At 69.4% G+C, this 14772-nt stretch carries 11 protein-coding genes; 6 read left to right on the top strand and 5 right to left on the bottom strand.

Features of this window, described 5'->3' with window-relative positions:
- Positions 1–222: 222 nt before the first annotated feature.
- Positions 223–876 (bottom strand): phosphatidylcholine/phosphatidylserine synthase, encoded by a 654-nt coding sequence (locus D7Y21_RS21945; RefSeq protein ID WP_121715478.1) that lies wholly within the window; start codon positions 874–876, stop codon positions 223–225.
- Between the two features lie 239 nt (positions 877–1115).
- Between D7Y21_RS21945 and D7Y21_RS21940 the strand changes: the two genes are divergently transcribed.
- Positions 1116–3584, top strand: coding sequence for a penicillin acylase family protein (locus D7Y21_RS21940; protein WP_304984724.1), 2469 nt, complete (start codon positions 1116–1118; stop codon positions 3582–3584).
- A gap of 370 nt (positions 3585–3954) precedes the next feature.
- On the top strand, positions 3955–4407 hold the full coding sequence (locus D7Y21_RS21935) for a hypothetical protein (RefSeq protein ID WP_014397960.1): 453 nt from the start codon (positions 3955–3957) through the stop codon (positions 4405–4407).
- A gap of 74 nt (positions 4408–4481) precedes the next feature.
- Here the strand turns inward: D7Y21_RS21935 and D7Y21_RS21930 are convergent, their stop codons facing one another.
- On the bottom strand, positions 4482–5315 hold the full coding sequence (locus D7Y21_RS21930) for a ThiF family adenylyltransferase (RefSeq protein WP_120565903.1): 834 nt from the start codon (positions 5313–5315) through the stop codon (positions 4482–4484).
- Positions 5316–5326: 11 nt separating this feature from the next.
- Positions 5327–6043, bottom strand: a complete 717-nt coding sequence (locus D7Y21_RS21925; protein ID WP_120565902.1) for a class I SAM-dependent methyltransferase — start codon at positions 6041–6043, stop codon at positions 5327–5329.
- 440 nt (positions 6044–6483) lie between these two features.
- On the opposite strand from D7Y21_RS21925, the gene D7Y21_RS21920 reads away from it, so the two are divergent.
- Positions 6484–7860, top strand: a complete 1377-nt coding sequence (locus D7Y21_RS21920; RefSeq protein WP_120565901.1) for a hypothetical protein — start codon at positions 6484–6486, stop codon at positions 7858–7860.
- A 21-nt stretch (positions 7861–7881) separates the two neighbouring features.
- Here D7Y21_RS21920 and D7Y21_RS21915 read toward each other — a convergent pair whose 3' ends face one another.
- On the bottom strand, positions 7882–9675 hold the full coding sequence (locus D7Y21_RS21915; RefSeq protein WP_121715484.1) for a sigma 54-interacting transcriptional regulator: 1794 nt from the start codon (positions 9673–9675) through the stop codon (positions 7882–7884).
- 621 nt (positions 9676–10296) lie between these two features.
- Between D7Y21_RS21915 and D7Y21_RS21910 the strand changes: the two genes are divergently transcribed.
- The gene (locus tag D7Y21_RS21910) at positions 10297–11526 is read left to right on the top strand and encodes a heparin lyase I family protein (RefSeq protein ID WP_120565900.1); all 1230 of its coding nucleotides are present in this window, start codon (positions 10297–10299) and stop codon (positions 11524–11526) included.
- A 79-nt stretch (positions 11527–11605) separates the two neighbouring features.
- Positions 11606–12175, top strand: coding sequence for a hypothetical protein (locus D7Y21_RS21905; protein WP_121715477.1), 570 nt, complete (start codon positions 11606–11608; stop codon positions 12173–12175).
- Positions 12176–12182: 7 nt separating this feature from the next.
- On the opposite strand, the gene tesB is transcribed toward D7Y21_RS21905, so the two are convergent.
- On the bottom strand, positions 12183–13052 hold the full coding sequence (tesB, locus tag D7Y21_RS21900; RefSeq protein ID WP_120568271.1) for an acyl-CoA thioesterase II: 870 nt from the start codon (positions 13050–13052) through the stop codon (positions 12183–12185).
- A gap of 155 nt (positions 13053–13207) precedes the next feature.
- Here tesB and D7Y21_RS21895 point away from each other — a divergent pair, with 155 nt between their 5' ends.
- Positions 13208–14653: a glycosyltransferase family 39 protein gene (locus D7Y21_RS21895; RefSeq protein WP_120568275.1), complete on the top strand. Its 1446-nt coding sequence runs from the start codon at positions 13208–13210 to the stop codon at positions 14651–14653.
- Positions 14654–14772: the final 119 nt, after the last annotated feature.

Raw genomic sequence — 14772 nt, 5'->3', positions numbered from 1 at the left:
TCTACACTCGACTAGTCGTCGGCAGCGTCAGATGTGTATAAGCGACACGCCTTGAAGCCGCGGCAGCGGCCACACCTTCCGGGTGTGGCCCTCGCGGATCAGGTGGCGAAGCTAGGCACCCACCCCGGGACTGCCAACCGCCTCACCGTGGGAAAAACAGGGGAATTGCCCTCCAGAACGTCCACTGGATGGCACCACCCGCGCCCTCCACGGCGGAAGACTTCAGAATTTCGGAATCCGCAACGTCTTGCTGATCATCGCGCTGCCGCTGGCCACATAGAGCAGCGCCAGCGGGTGCAGCGTGAGCGGTCCCAGGTTCCACACCCCGCCCCACAACGCGGCGCCAATGCGGCCCTGCCACGTGGCCGCCGCCAGCACCATCACCAGCAGCAGGCTGGTGGGGATGGGGGTGCCCTCGAAGTACTTCACCTTGCCGGTGCCGTCCGACAGCTCCGCGGACGTGACGTTGAAGCGCGCCAGGCGGCTGATGCCGCACGCGACGAAGTAGAGCAGCGCCGCCACGTCCAGGTTGCCGCGCAAGCCCACCGCGAACGCCAGCGCCGCGGGCGCCATGCCAAAGGAGATGACGTCCGCCAGCGAGTCCAGGTCCGCGCCCAGCGGCGACTTGCGGAAGCGCCACCGGGCGATGCGGCCGTCCGCCACGTCCATCGCCAGCGCCACCGGCATCAGGCAGAACGCCACCCACAGCCAGCGTGGGTTGTTCGTGGCCAGCGATTGCATGGCCGCCAGGATGGCCCCCGCGCCGGCGAAGCCGTTGCCGAGCGTGACGAAGTCCGCCAGCACGAAGGTGCGAATCATGGAGAAGTGGCGGCGCTGGCGGCGGGCCGCGGGCGACGACGAGGGCTCGGGCGTCATGGCTCCCGTGTAACACACACCGTCTTTCCGGCTTTCCCAAACCCACGACGCGACGCATCCGCGCGTTTCACCTCCATGGAAAAGTCAAATCCCAGAAACATTGACCGGCGAATCGCCACCTTCCTAGTCTCCGGGCCGCCATGCCCGAGAACATCCCCGATAATCTTCCTCCTCGCGGAGGGTTCCGTTCTGTCCGGACCCGCCGTCTTTCTCTTTCCCTGATCGCGTCCCTGGCGCTGGTGGCCACCACCACCGGCTGTGAGGATGATCCCAAGCCAGTCGATCCGGGGCCCACCCCGACGACCCCGAAGTACACGGCGAAGATCAAGCGCACCTCCTACGGCATTCCGCACATCACCGCGGACAGCTACGCCAGCCTGGGCTTCGGCCAGGGCTATGCCTTCGCGCAGGACCACGTCTGTACGCTGGCGGATCAGATCCTCAAGGTGCGCGGCGAGCGCGCGCGCTTCCTGGGTCAGGGCGCGGGCAACCGGCACGTGGGCTCTGACATCGCGTACCGGGCCATGGACCTGATGGGGCGCGCGGAAGCCGCCTTCCCCACCCTGTCGCAGGAAGTGCAGGACATGGTCACGGGCTACGTGGCCGGCTACAACAAGTACCTGGAGGACGTGCCCGCGGACGCCCGTCCCGCCGAGTGCGCCAACGCGGCCTGGGTCAGGCCCATCAGCACCGTGGACCTGCTGGCGTACAACACGGACCTGACGCTGCTGGCGGGCATCAACGCGCTGGCGCTCACCATCCCGTCCGCCACCCCCCCCACCGTGGGCGCGCAGTCCGTGGACCCGAAGCAGGCCGCGCTGCGCCCGCAGATGCCGTCGCTGGAGGAGCTGCAGCGGCTGAAGCTGGCGGACTTCGGCAGCAACGGCTGGGCCATTGGCGGTGAGCGCACCGACAACGGCAAGGGCATGGTCATGGCCAACCCGCACTTCCCCTGGGAAGGCGAGCTGCGCCTGTGGGAGAGCCAGCTGACCGTGCCGGGCCAGATGAACGTCTACGGCGTGGGCCTCATGGGCGTGCCGGCGGTGCTCATCGGCTTCAACGAGAACGTGGGCTGGACGCACACGTTCTCCTCCGGCCAGCGCGCGACGATGTACCAGCTGCAGCTCGTGGACGGGAAGCCGACCGTCTACAAGTACGGCAGCGAGGAGCGCCAGATGACCTCCAAGACCTTCACCGTCCTGGTGAAGCTGTCCGAAGGGTCGCTGACGAACTACTCGCAGACCGTCTGGTTCAGCCACTACGGCCCGATGATCGCCTTCCCGGACTCGGCCGCGCCGAGCTTCCCCCCCGGCACGCTGGGCTGGAACACCAAGACGGCGCTCACGCTGCGCGACGCCAACATCGACAACACCAAGTTCCTGGACCAGTTCCACGGCATGAACAAGGCCAAGTCCCTGGCCGAGTTCAAGGACGTCTACAACACCCAGCAGGGCCTGCCCTGGGTGAACACCATGTTCGCCGACAAGGACGGCAACGCCTGGTACACGGACGCCACGCCCACGCCCAACCTCTCCAAGGACGCGTACACGAAGTGGCTCACCGAGGCGACCACGGGCTCCAACCCCCTCACCGCCGGCATCTTCCAGGGCCTGGGCTTCGTGATGCTCAACGGCAGCGACCCGGCCAATGAGTGGCAGGTGGAGCCGGGCTCGCGCAGCCCCGGCCTCGTGCCCTTCGCCAAGGTGCCGCAGCTGGACCGCAAGGACTTCGTCTTCAACGCGAACGACAGCTACTGGCTGGCCAACCCCGCCGCGCCGCTCACCGGCTTCTCCCCGCTGCACGGCCTGGAGAACTTCCCCCAGTCGCCGCGCACGCGCATGAACGCCACGGTCCTCACGGAGGTCAGCGAGACCGGCGCCTCCGGCGCGGACGGCAAGTTCAGCCACGAGGAGCTCAAGGCGGCCGTGTTCAGCAACCGCAGCAGCATGGCGGAACTGCTGCTCGCGTCCGTGGTGGAGCGCTGCACGGGCAAGACGACGGTGACCTACAACAACACCGCCGTGGACATCAGCCAGGCCTGCGCGCTGCTGACTGGCTGGAACGGCCGCTACGACGTGGACCAGAAGGGCGCGTTCGTGTTCCGCGAGTTCCTGGGCGCGTACACCAACGGCAACCTCCAGAACGCGGGCCCGCTGTTCTCCGTGGGCTTCAACCCGGCCAGCCCCATCACCACGCCCAACACCCTGACGCCCGCGCCCGCCACGGGTGACGACCCGGTGCTGGTGAAGCTGGCGCAGGCCGTCTTCACCATCGGCCGCTCCACCAACGCGCTGGACAAGACGCTGGGCCAGGTGCAGTTCACCACCCGCGCGGGCGCCCCCATCCCCCTGCACGGCGGCATGCACCGCGAGGGCGTCACCAACGTGATGTCCTTCGGCGCCGCCCGCACCACGGTGTTCGACTTCGCCCAGCCCCACACGGCCTCGTACAACGCCAACACCCTGCTGGCGAAGGAGGGCTACCCCATCAACAACGGCAGCTCCTTCATCATGGCGCTCCAGTTCACCGACGCGGGCCCCACCGCCAGCGCCGTGCTGACCTACAGCCAGTCCGGCGACCGCAAGTCCCCGCACCACTCGGACCAGACCCGGCTGTACTCCCAGAAGCAGTGGCGCCCCATCCTGTTCACGGACGCGCAGATCAACGGCGACGCGAACCTGGTGGAGACCACCGTCTCCGGCGGGTAACCGCGTCCGTCTGACGGCCTGAAGCCTCTGGAAGGCCCCGGGAGCCACCGTGCTCCCGGGGCCTTCTTGTTTTCACGGGGAGTCGCCGTTGAAACTTGTCACATGGATTGAAATAGGCAGACAGGGCGGTCGGCCCTGGCGTCTGGGTTCAGCATCCGTTAGCGGACAACCCAGGGGACCTTTGAGGCGAACACACAGTCCGTGACGCCGTCAGGGCTGAGCGGATGTGTCGTCTCAGCAATGTCAGCCTTCAGGGCTAGTTTCTTGACCGCGGCTGAAGAGCAGGATGTCCCTCAGGCCCAGGGAGAAAGCCCGGACGCGTACCGACCGGGACGGCCGCTGGGTCCGACACGAAGGAGTCGCGAACGCCATGGCACTTCCGGTCTACAAGACAGACGTCATCGACAAGGTGTTCTTCCTGCGCTGGGACGCTCCACCGACGCCGGAAGAGATACAGGCGGTGTTCCAGAAGATGCAGGCCGCCTACCAGCAGCACCAGCAGCAGCCGCTGGTGCTGGTGACAATCGCGGGAGCGAAGTCCGCGGTCCCCAACAGCGAGCAGCGCCGGCACCTGTCCAACATGCTGTCGGACGCGCGGGCGCTGTTCTCCGAAATCCACGTCATCATCGAAGGCAACGAGCTACAGCACAACCTCCAGCGCGTCATCGTGTCGGGGATGCTCATCGTCACGCGCACGTATGACGACCAGTTCATCCGCGTGCACAAGAACGCGGACGGGGCGGCGGGCTTCATCGCCCGGCGGCTGGGCGTGGATGGCTCGCAGGTGGTGAACGAAGCGCGGTCGCGCGGCGTGGTGATGTAGTCCCCGGGGGGATTCGGGGGCCCTGCAGAGGGCCCCCGGCCCCGGAGAGAGAAGCCTTCTTAGCGGGCGACTTTTCAGCCCCTCGCGCCCTGCCCCACCGGGCGGGCCGGACGGGTGGCGCTGACGGAGCCGCGCACGTAGCGGTGGTCGAAGAGGTCCACGTAGAGGTACTCGGGCCAGGACACCATCGCGCGAGCCCCCAGCATCACGCCTCGCATGATTTCACTCACCATCAGCCCCGCGGCGGTGGTGGCGCCAATCACGCACGTGGGCGCGTGGCCCTTCCCCTGGTAGCAGGCATCCATGTACTCCTGGAGCATGTAGCTGCCCAGGTGCGGGATGATCTTCGGCAGGTCGATGCGGCCGTCCGGCAGGATGAAGAGCTCCTCGTAGAGCGGCGCGTCCGGCTGGAAGACGTGGAGCGCGGCGCCAAAGCCCAGCATCAGCCCGGTCATGATGGGGATGCCCAGTTGCCGGCACGTCTGGTGGAGCGACTCCTTGGCGCGGGCCCCCGCGATGTCGATGACCTCCACCACGTAGTCCACCGGCGGCAGGCCGCCCAGGCCCTTGAGCACGTCCGCCACGTTGGCGTCGGTGATGCCCTCCTTCACCTTCTGCACGCGCAGGTCCGGGTGGATGTCCCGGCACATGCGCTCCACCACGTCCACCTTGTGCTGGCCCAGGGTGCTTTCGAAGCAGCCAATCTGCCGGTTGATGTTGTGGCGCTCGTACACGTCGAAGTCCGCGAGCGTCAGACAGCCGAAGCCCAGGCGCGCCAGGTCCACCGCGCACTGGCCTCCGGCGCCGCCCACGCCGGCGACGAGCACGTGGGTGCTGGCGAGCTTGTCCATGGTCTGCGGGTGGAGGACACCCAGGTTGCGCTGGAAACGGGGATTCACGTTCGTCATGGAAGGGCTCCCTACTTGCGCATGCAGACGTAGAAGTTCTCGCCGTAGTAGTCGTCGCCGTCGGCCACCAGCGCCTCGCTGAAGCCCACCTTCTCCAGGAGCTTCACCGCCTGGTCCGTGTCCAGGAAGGTGACCATCTCGTTGGGATCCGTGGTGAGCTTCTGGGCGCAGGTGCGGTGGTGGTTCACCGCGCGCTGAAGGCTCTCCGTCCAGCGCCCCTGGGCCTCCCACTCCCGGATGGAGTTCTTCAGCACCAGCTCCAGGTCGGGCCGGGGCCGCTTGTTGCTCGTCATGCACAGGACGCCGCCGGGCTTCAGGTGCGTCCAGGCCTCGCGCAGCACGGCCTCCGGGTCCTTCACGTAGAAGAGGACGTTGTTCATCACCACCGCGTCCGCGGCCCCCTCCACCTCCAGGGGGAACTGCGTCACGTCTCCGGGCAACAGCGTCCAGCGGGCGCGCACCGCCTCCGGCTCCTTCGCGCGGCGGCGCACCGCCAGGGCCAGCATGGCCTGGTTGTTGTCGAAGCCGACGACGCGCTGCCCACGCCGTACCAGGGGCTCGCTCACGAGCCCCGTGCCACACCCCGCGTCGATGACGTAGGAGCGCTCCCGGGTGTCGCGGAGGATCTTCTCGCGCTGCCGCTGGTAGCACGGCAGCTCGGGGATCATCTGATCGTAGCTGTGCGCGAAGTCGTTCCAGATGTTGTCGACGAAGACGGTCTCGGGCATGGGTCCTCCCCCTCCGAGGGGAGTCAGGGTGAGACCCGTTGTTGTCTCCCGTCCCACCGCCCCCATGCGATTGCCCCGTCGTCTTCCCCTAACATCCAGGACTTGCCTGTTTCAGATGTATGTGTTGGATTGAATGAACCAACACACCCTGGCGGGCCGGCGGGGGGGCCGTTCAGTCCAAAGGGACCCGCACCATTCGTGGTCCGCATGTCTCAGTATTGAAGCACGCGGAGTCCTGCGTTTCTTCACTCGGAGGGTGCCGGGACAGGCGTCCGGCGACCTTCACCCGTGAAGCATGCCCTGCGGGGCAACACCAATGAAATCAACCCTTTGGGGCCTGGCGCGGAAGGTGCTCTGGGAAGGCCTGCATCGGGAGGCACCGGGTGTCAGAGCCTGGCGCTTGTCTGCGTGGGGGACCCTCAATGCGAGCCGAGGTCGGTATGCGTGGGACGTTGAGCCTGTGGGTGGTGGTGGTGCTGTTCGTGGCGCTGCGCGCGAATCCGGGGGACGCGCACGAGGTGGCAGTCCAGGCGGATCCGTGGTCGCGGTCGCTGGTGTCGTCGGGCCTGATGGCCTCCAGCACGAAGCGCGAGGCGCTGGGTGGTGGGCTTGCGCACTACAGCTGGAAGGTGCGGGTGGGCGCGGGGAAGTACGACGCCATCACCGTGCACCGCGTGGTGCGCGAGTCCTACCCGTGGATTCCGGCGCGCAGCAGCCGGGCGGTGTTCATGGTGCACGGGGACCTGTGGGGCTTCGTGCCCGCGTTCCTCACCAACACCTGCGTGACGACGATGCCGGAGAACCGCTCCATGGCGGCGTACCTGGCGAGCCAGGACGTGGACGTGTGGGGCCTGGACCTGCGCTGGGTGGGCGTGCCGGAGGCGGAGACGAACTTCCAGTTCATGGAGGGCTGGAACATGCAGTCGCACGTGAAGGACCTGGGCACGGGCCTGGCGCTGGCGGACGTGGTGCGGCGGCTGGGCGGCAACGGCGGCAATGACCGGATGTTCCTCCTGGGCTGGAGCCGGGGCGCGACCATGGGGTACGCGTACCTGGACGGGGAGTCGCAGCTCCCGCGCGCCCTGCGCCGGGTGGACGGCTTCGTGCCCATGGACATGGTGCTGCGCTACGGGCCGGAGGCGGCCGAGCAGCGCCAGTGGGCGTGCCAGCGGTACGAGGCGCTCCAGGCCGCCCGCGACGAGGGCCGCACGGAAGGGGGCCTCTTGGGGCCCGCGCCGGGCATGCCGGTGAAGACCATTGGTGAGCTGGCGAACCGCGCTCCCAACGCTCCGTCCCCGCTGGCCCCGGCGGGCTTCGCGGGCCCGGTCCGGCCCACCAACCGGAAGTTCGCGGTCATCGCCGCCGGGCGGACCGGGGCGCTGCTGGCGCCGCTCCAGCCGATCACTCCGGGCTACCACCTGGCGGGCAGCGTGCCGGACACCGCCGGCCTCCCGGACCGGACGGCCTTCACGTCGGAGCCCACCCTGTTCGACTACCTCCAGCTGGCGGTGCCCTACCAGAGCCTCAACGAGGTGGTGGAGACGGAGAAGCAGCTGTGCGGCCTGGACGTGCCCTACGACGACCACCTCAAGGACGTGAAGGTGCCGGTGCTGTACGTGGGCGCGGCGGGCGGCGTGGGCCGCTACGGCGAGTACTCCACGCGCCTGCTGGGCAGCACGGACGTCACCCGCATCATCGTGCGCAGCCGCCCGGAGGAGGAGCGCGCGCATGACTTCGGCCACGCGGACCTGTTCCTCGCCCGGGACGCGCGCGTGCGCGTGTGGCAGCCCATCCTCCAGTGGATGCGGGCGCACTGACGGCGCGTGGAGGGCGGAGGGCTACTCCGCCTTCCACAACCCGTGGCGCCGGGCCCGGCGGCCCAACGTCACGGGGTCCATGCCCAGGGCCACGGCGGCGCGGCGCAGGACGCCGCCGTGGCGCTCCAGGGCCTCGCGGATGAGGTCGCGCTCCACCTGCTGGAGCCGGGCCCTCAGCGAGCCGTCCCCCGTGGGGTCCGCCCGGGGCACCGAGTTGTTGAGGAGCGCGGGCGGCAACAGGCGCCGGGTGAGCATCTCCCCGGGCCGGGACAGGAGCACCGCCCGCTCCACCACGTTGCGCAGCTCGCGCACGTTGCCCGGCCAGCCGTAGCCGTGCAGCACCTCGTCCGCGTCCGGGGCCACCCCCGTGGCGGAGCGCTTGAGGGTGCGGTTGAACTGCTCCACGAAGGAGCGGGCCAGCTCCGGGATGTCCTCCGGGCGCTCGCGCAGGGGCGGGATGTCGATGGTGAAGCTGTTGAGCCGGTAGAAGAGGTCCGCGCGGAAGCGGCCGGCGCGCACCTCCTCGCCCAGGTCCCGGTTGCTCGCGGCCACCACACGCACGTCCACGTGGCGCACCTGGGTGCCACCCACCGGGCGGACGTCGCCCGTCTCCAGCACGCGCAGCAGCTTCGCCTGGAGGTTGGGCGTGGTGTTCTCAATCTCGTCCAGGAAGATGGTGCCGCCGTTGGCGAGCACGAAGAGGCCCGGGTGGTCCGACACCGCGCCGGTGAAGGCCCCCTTCACGTGGCCGAACAGCTCGCTCTCCAGCAGCGTCTCCGTGAGCGCGCCGCAGTCCTGGACGACGAGCGGCAGGTCCCCCCGGCCGGAGAGCCGGTGGAGGATGCGCGCCAGCACCTCCTTGCCGGTGCCCGTCTCGCCCTGCAGCAGCACCGCCACCCGGTGGGGGGCCACCAGGCGCACCATCTCCATCACCCGCTGCATGGGCGGGCTGCGAAAGCCCACGTCCTCCCCGTGGCGGCCCACGCCCACCACCGGCGTCTGGGCCAGCGCGCGCTCGCGCAGGAGGTTGCGCTCCAGCTCCAGCGCCATGCGCCACTGCTCCATGCGGAAGCCGTGCTCGCGCCCCGCCTGGAGCACCGCCTCGCGCATGGCCTCCGGGCCCGGCCAGGCCCCCGGCGCCCGGTAGATGCGGCCGGAGTTGAAGAGCGCCACCAGCCGCTCGGGGGCCGCCGGGGCGCAGTAGACGATGCGCGAGGCCAGGTCGCTGGGCGGCCCCGCCCCCGTGGGGTCCACCTCCTCGCGCAGCTCCGCCAGGGACTCCACCAGCGCGAGCGCCCGCGACTCGTCCTGGCCGCACACCAGCAGCACCGCCATGTCCCCGCGCGTGAGCAGCGCGTGCACGTCCTCCGCGGTGGCGGCGAAGTGCGGCGTGGCCACGCCGTCCAGGGCCTGGCGCACCGCGCGTGACTCGTCATCCGAGGCGAAGGCAGCCACCACCTGCAGGTGGGACGTGGCCAGGTAGCGCGCCAGCTTCACGCCGTCCGCCGCGTCGAAGGCGCCGAAGCTGATGCCCAGCGCCGCGACGGTGCCCCCGCCGCTCGCCGTGTCGTGGCGCCAGCGCACCGTGCCGTGCACCCGCACGTGCGCGCCCGTGTCCGGCAGCGAGAAGGCCATCTCCACCGGCTCGTTCTCGTGCGGGCCCTCGGAGGGGCGGCGCGGCGTGGCGATGAGCCCGATGCCCGTCTCGCTGATGTTCACGGACCAGCAGCCATGCAGCGCCGGCTGGGTCACCACCTTCACGTACAGCGGCTTGCGCTCGCTCCGGGGCACCTGCTCGGACGCGGGGCGCGACATGGGGTGCGTCACTCGACCGGCCTCATGGCCGCCGCGCGGCGGGCTTCCTGGAAAAATACGGACATCGCGGACGGGTTTCTGCCTGATTCTCCCGTCATCGCAAGTCGGCGGCAAAGAGGATGTCCCCACGGCACGTCGCAAGTGGACACGGGTCCAAAACGCCCTGCCCGAAACGACGGCTCGCGCGTTCCCACACCGCACCACAACCGACGGCACGACACGCCCGTGCTCCGGCGGTGCGCATCCCACGCGACGCGCCGTATCGCCCCTTCCGGTGTGTTGAAGGATTTCAACCGGGCCGTCTGAAATTGATGTCTGTCTTTCGGATTTGAACCTGCCCAGCGTGCAAGCGGGTTCAGCGTCGCTTGTGTTCGAAATAGAACTTCGATATTCGGTTTATCACCTTGGAGCACGGCAGGCTTTCCCCTCGCTGCCGGATGGAGCACCGAACACACGCCACATTGTCTTTCTCCTCCCGTCGACGCGGCCCTGTGGAACAGGTCCGGGAGCACGAGAGGGGATTGCCCCGCCGTAAAGCCAGACACCCCCCAGCCATGCCCCTGTCTCCTGTCGTTGGAGCATGGCCTTTCACTGCCTGTCCTTTCCCCCTGGGCCAACCCCTTGAAGAAAACCCTCCTCCTGGTTGAAACGTTGTTCGTCCTGGGCGCCGCTGGTTGTGGCGCTCCGGATGGTTCCCTTCCGGCGGAAGACCGCCAGCCGTCGCTCGAGTCGTCCGGCGAGGACCTCACCACCACCGGCTGCACGCAGCTCACCCCCACCAGCGTGAAGGCCAGCGGCGACGACGGCACCGGCAGCGTCGCGGCGAACACGCTGGATGATCAGCTCACCACGCGCTGGAGCAGCCTGGGCAAGGGCGAGTGGATTGACTACGACCTGGGCGCCACCAAGAGCGTGGGCGCGCTGGCCGTGGCCTGGCACGAGGGCCACAAGCGCGCGAACACGTTCACCATCTCCGTGTCGCCGGACGGCTACACCTATACGCAGGTGTACAGCGGCACGAGCAAGGGCACGACCACCGCGGCGGAGACGTACACCTTCACGCCGGTGAGCACGCGCCGGGTGCGTGTCACGGTGCAGGGCAACACCCTCAACGACTGGGCCAGCATCGCGGAGGCGCGCCCGTGCGCCGGCACCACGACGACGCCGCCTCCCACCACGCCGGGAGGCATCGTGTGGCGGGGCGACTTCGAGTCCGGCAGCCGCAGCCAGTGGGACGGCACGCAGATGATGTCCGCGGACCGGCTCCAGGTCGTCTCGTCGCCGGTGCGCGAGGGCGGCTACGCCCTCAAGGCCACGGTGAAGCAGGGCGATGACCCCATCAACTCCAGCGGCAACCGCAACGAGATCTTCAAACAGACGAAGGAGGCGGTGGGCTCCGAGTACTGGTACCGCTGGAGCACGCGCTTCGCGGCGGACTTCCCCAGCGTGAACACCTGGCAGCTCTTCACCCAGTGGCACCATGACGGGTGCTGCGGCTCGCCGCCGGTGGAGTTCTACGTCTACGGCGAGGAGATGCGGCTCAACATCGGCGGGTCCCCGGGCACCATCGTCTGGCGCACGCCGCTGGTGCGCAACACGTGGCACGACTTCGTCTTCCACGTGAAGTGGTCCCCCAACGCGAGCGTGGGCTTCGTGGAGCTGTACTACGACGGCCAGCTGGTGCTGCCCAAGCGCAACATCGCGACGCAGTACTCCGGGCAGCTCAACTACCTGAAGATCGGCCTGTACCGGAACGACACCATCGCGCCGGTGGGCGTCGTCTACCACGACGGTTGGGTGATGGGCCGGACGCAGGCGGACGTGCTGGATGCCAACTACAAGCTGAAGTGAGACACCGGCCGCGTGCCCCGGTAGGCGCCGGGGCACGCTCCGGGATAGGCTTCAGGAGTCCATCCCGAGGAGCCGCATCATGCGTCTGTGCGCCGCGCTGACCGCCTTGTCCCTGCTGGCGTCCTGCACCACGACCTACGCCATCCCCAAGCCTGAGCTGGCGCGGCTGGATGGCTTCCGGGACGAGAACGCGGCGCTGATGCGGGAGCTGGGCGACGTGATGCTCAACCGCGTCACGGAGCGCAAGCGCACGGTGCGGGACGTGGAGGGCCAGCCGCACCAGTTCACGTCCGACACACCGCTGGCGCTGGCGCGGGTCTCCGCCCAGGCGGACACGGAGTTCCAGCGCTTCATCGAGGTGGGCGTGGACGGCGACCGCTTCCGGGGCGTGCCCCTGGAGGGCTCCACCTCCAGCGTCTCCGCGCCCCCGGTCGTCGTCCCCCTTTCGGAGGTGGACCACGCCCGGCTGCGCGAGTTCAGCCTGGGCAAGACGCTGCTGTTGACGGGCACCATCGGCGCGGTGGTGATGGGATCGCTGGTGGTGGCGGCCATGTTCTTCAAGCCCACCACCGGCTCGGACCCGGACGACCGCGGCGGCGTCATCGACCTGGGCCCGACGCCCCGGCTGACCTCGAGCCTGGTGTTCTGACGTCCCGCTAGCGCGCGTCCGTGCGCTGGCGCAGGAGCCCTTCCTGGGCCACGGAGGCCACGAGCCGCCCGTCGCGGGTGAAGACGTGCCCGCGCGCCAGGCCCCGGGCGTTGCCGGCCCAGGGGCTTTCGATGGTGTAGAGCAGCCAGTCGTTGACCTTCAGGTCGCCGTGGAACCACAGCGCGTGGTCCAGGCTGGCCATCTGGAAGCCCGGCTGGAGGAACGTCTGCGCGTGCGGCTGGAGCGCGGTGCCCAGCAGGTTGAAGTCGCTGGCGTACGCAAGCACGTAGCGGTGCACATGGGGCTCGTCGGGCATGGCGCCGTCGGCGCGGAACCAGACGTGCTTCACGGGCGGCTCGGCGGTGGGCTCGAAGGGGTCCACGTACGTCACCGGGCGCATCTCAATGGGCTTGGCGGAGAGGAACTTCTCCCGGTGCCGCTCCGACATGCGGCCCGCGTGGCGCCCCAACAGCTCCAGGTCCGTGGGCAGCGACTCCGGCGGCGGCACGTCCGGCATGGTGGCCTGGTGCGTGAAACCCGGCTCCTCCCCCTGGAAGGACGCCATCAGCGTGAAGATGGGCTGGCCCTTCTGGATGGCCACCACGCGGCGGGTGGTGAAGCTGCCACCGTCGCGCACGCGGTCCACGGTGTAGACGACGGGCAGGCCCGCGTCCCCGGGGCGCAGGAAGTAGCCGTGCAGCGAGTGCACCGGGCGCTTCTCCTCCACCGTCTGGCTGGCGGCGGACACGGACTGCCCCAGCACCTGCCCTCCGAAGAGCTGCCGGAAGCCCAGGTCCTGGCTCGCGCCACGGAACAGGTTCTCCTCGATGGGCTCCAGCTTCAGGAGCCCCAACAGCTCGTCCAGCACCCGGCTCATGTACGTCCTCCCGTTTTGACGCACCCCGTCCATATCCCAGCCCCGGGCCCGTGCGCGCGGACCAATGTAGAGTGCGGCGCCTTTCTGCCTCGGAGGAGCCCGTGGCCTCGCTTTCCCTGCCAGACGCCGTCCGGCGGCACCCGGCGGCCTGGGGCATGGCGGCCACGTTCGCCGCCAGCCTGCTGCTGCGCGGGCTGTACCTGGCGGGTGCGCCGGACCGGGACTGGCCCTTCTCCGTCTTCTTCGCGGGCGACGCGCGCTTCTTCCACACCGCCGCGGTGGACCTGGCGCGGGGCCGCGAAGGCCCGGTCGCCCTGCCCTACCACCCGCCCCTGTTCCCCGCGCTGTTGGGATGGCTGTACCGGGTGCTGGGCGAGCCCGCGGGCAGCGCGCTGCCGTACAAGCTGGCGCTCGCCTGTCTGGGCGCGGCCACGGTGGCCTTCTGCCAGGGCTTCTGGCGGCGCCTGTTGGGGACGCCGTGGAGCCTGGTGGCGGCGGGGCTGTACGCCACGAGCTTCGGGTGGCTGGTGCTCTCCACCACGTACAGCAATGAAACGCTGTCCGCGCTGTGGCTGTGTTTAACCTGTGCGCTGGCGTTGCGCATGGGCGGCGGGGTGCCGTCCTGGCCCGCAGTGCTGGGATTGGGCGCGGTGATGGGCTGGGGCACCCTCACCCGCGCGGAGCACCTGGGACTGTGGCCCTTCCTCCTGGTGTATGCGTGGACGGCGCGCGAGCGGGGGCCCTGGAAGCCGTGGGCCCTGCGCTGGGGCGCGGCGATGGGCGTGTCCCTGCTGCTGCTCGTGCCTTCCGCGCTGCGCAACCTGGACACGATGCGCGAGCTGAACGCGCGGGCGCCGCACCTGGAGCCGCTGCCGGAGTGGGTGCCAGTCACCGTGTACGGGCCGCTCAACTTCGCCATGGCGAATCATGCCGGCGCCACCGGGGGCTTCACGCCAGCCCTCATCAATCAGGGCGGCAGCAACGGCCAGTTGGATCCATCCCATCCGGAGCACCGGCGCCTGCTCTTGCACGGCTACGCGGAAGGGCTGCGCTGGATGGTGGCCGCGCCCGGCGACGCGGCCCGGCTGCTCTGGACGAAGCTGGACCTGTGGCTGGACGGCCTGAGCCTGGGCGTGGGCGTGTCGGACGTGCCCGGAGGCCTCATTGGCGAGCGCGCCCCGGTGGACGTGTTCGTCCCCGACTCCGCGTGGCTCAAGTGGCCGCTGGCGGCGCTGCTCCTCGCCGGGATGCTGCTGTCGCTCAAGCCCGCGCACGCGCCCTTCCGGCTGCTGTCGCTGGTGGTGCTGCACCGGGTGCTCGTCACCCTCGCCTTCTTCGGCTACGCGCGCGGCCTGCTCGTCGTCTTCCCCGCGCTCCTGCCGCTCCTGGTGCTGCCGCTGAAGGTCCTGGGGGAGCGCCACACGGCCGTGGCCCGGAGGCTGCCCGCGCTCGCCGGGGCGCTGCTGCTGCTCGTGTGGGTGGAGGCCGCGCTCATCGCCACGCGGGAAACACCCCGCCGCTTCATGGCCAGCGGCACCACCGACGCGGTGAATGGCAAGCTCATCCAGGACGACCGCGTCCGGCTCTGGCCCCAACCCTGAACAGGCGCCCGGCTGGAATACTGCGGGCAGGGCAAAACATTTCGTTGACCCCAAAGGGCGACTGAACACTTCAAGCCGTTGATTCTCTTTCACTTTCAGGAATACGGCCCTAATCAGGA

The organism is Corallococcus sp. AB045 (assembly GCF_003668895.1).
GTDB classification, from domain to species: domain Bacteria; phylum Myxococcota; class Myxococcia; order Myxococcales; family Myxococcaceae; genus Corallococcus; species Corallococcus coralloides.
This window is presented reverse-complemented; position numbering and strand designations above follow the sequence as displayed.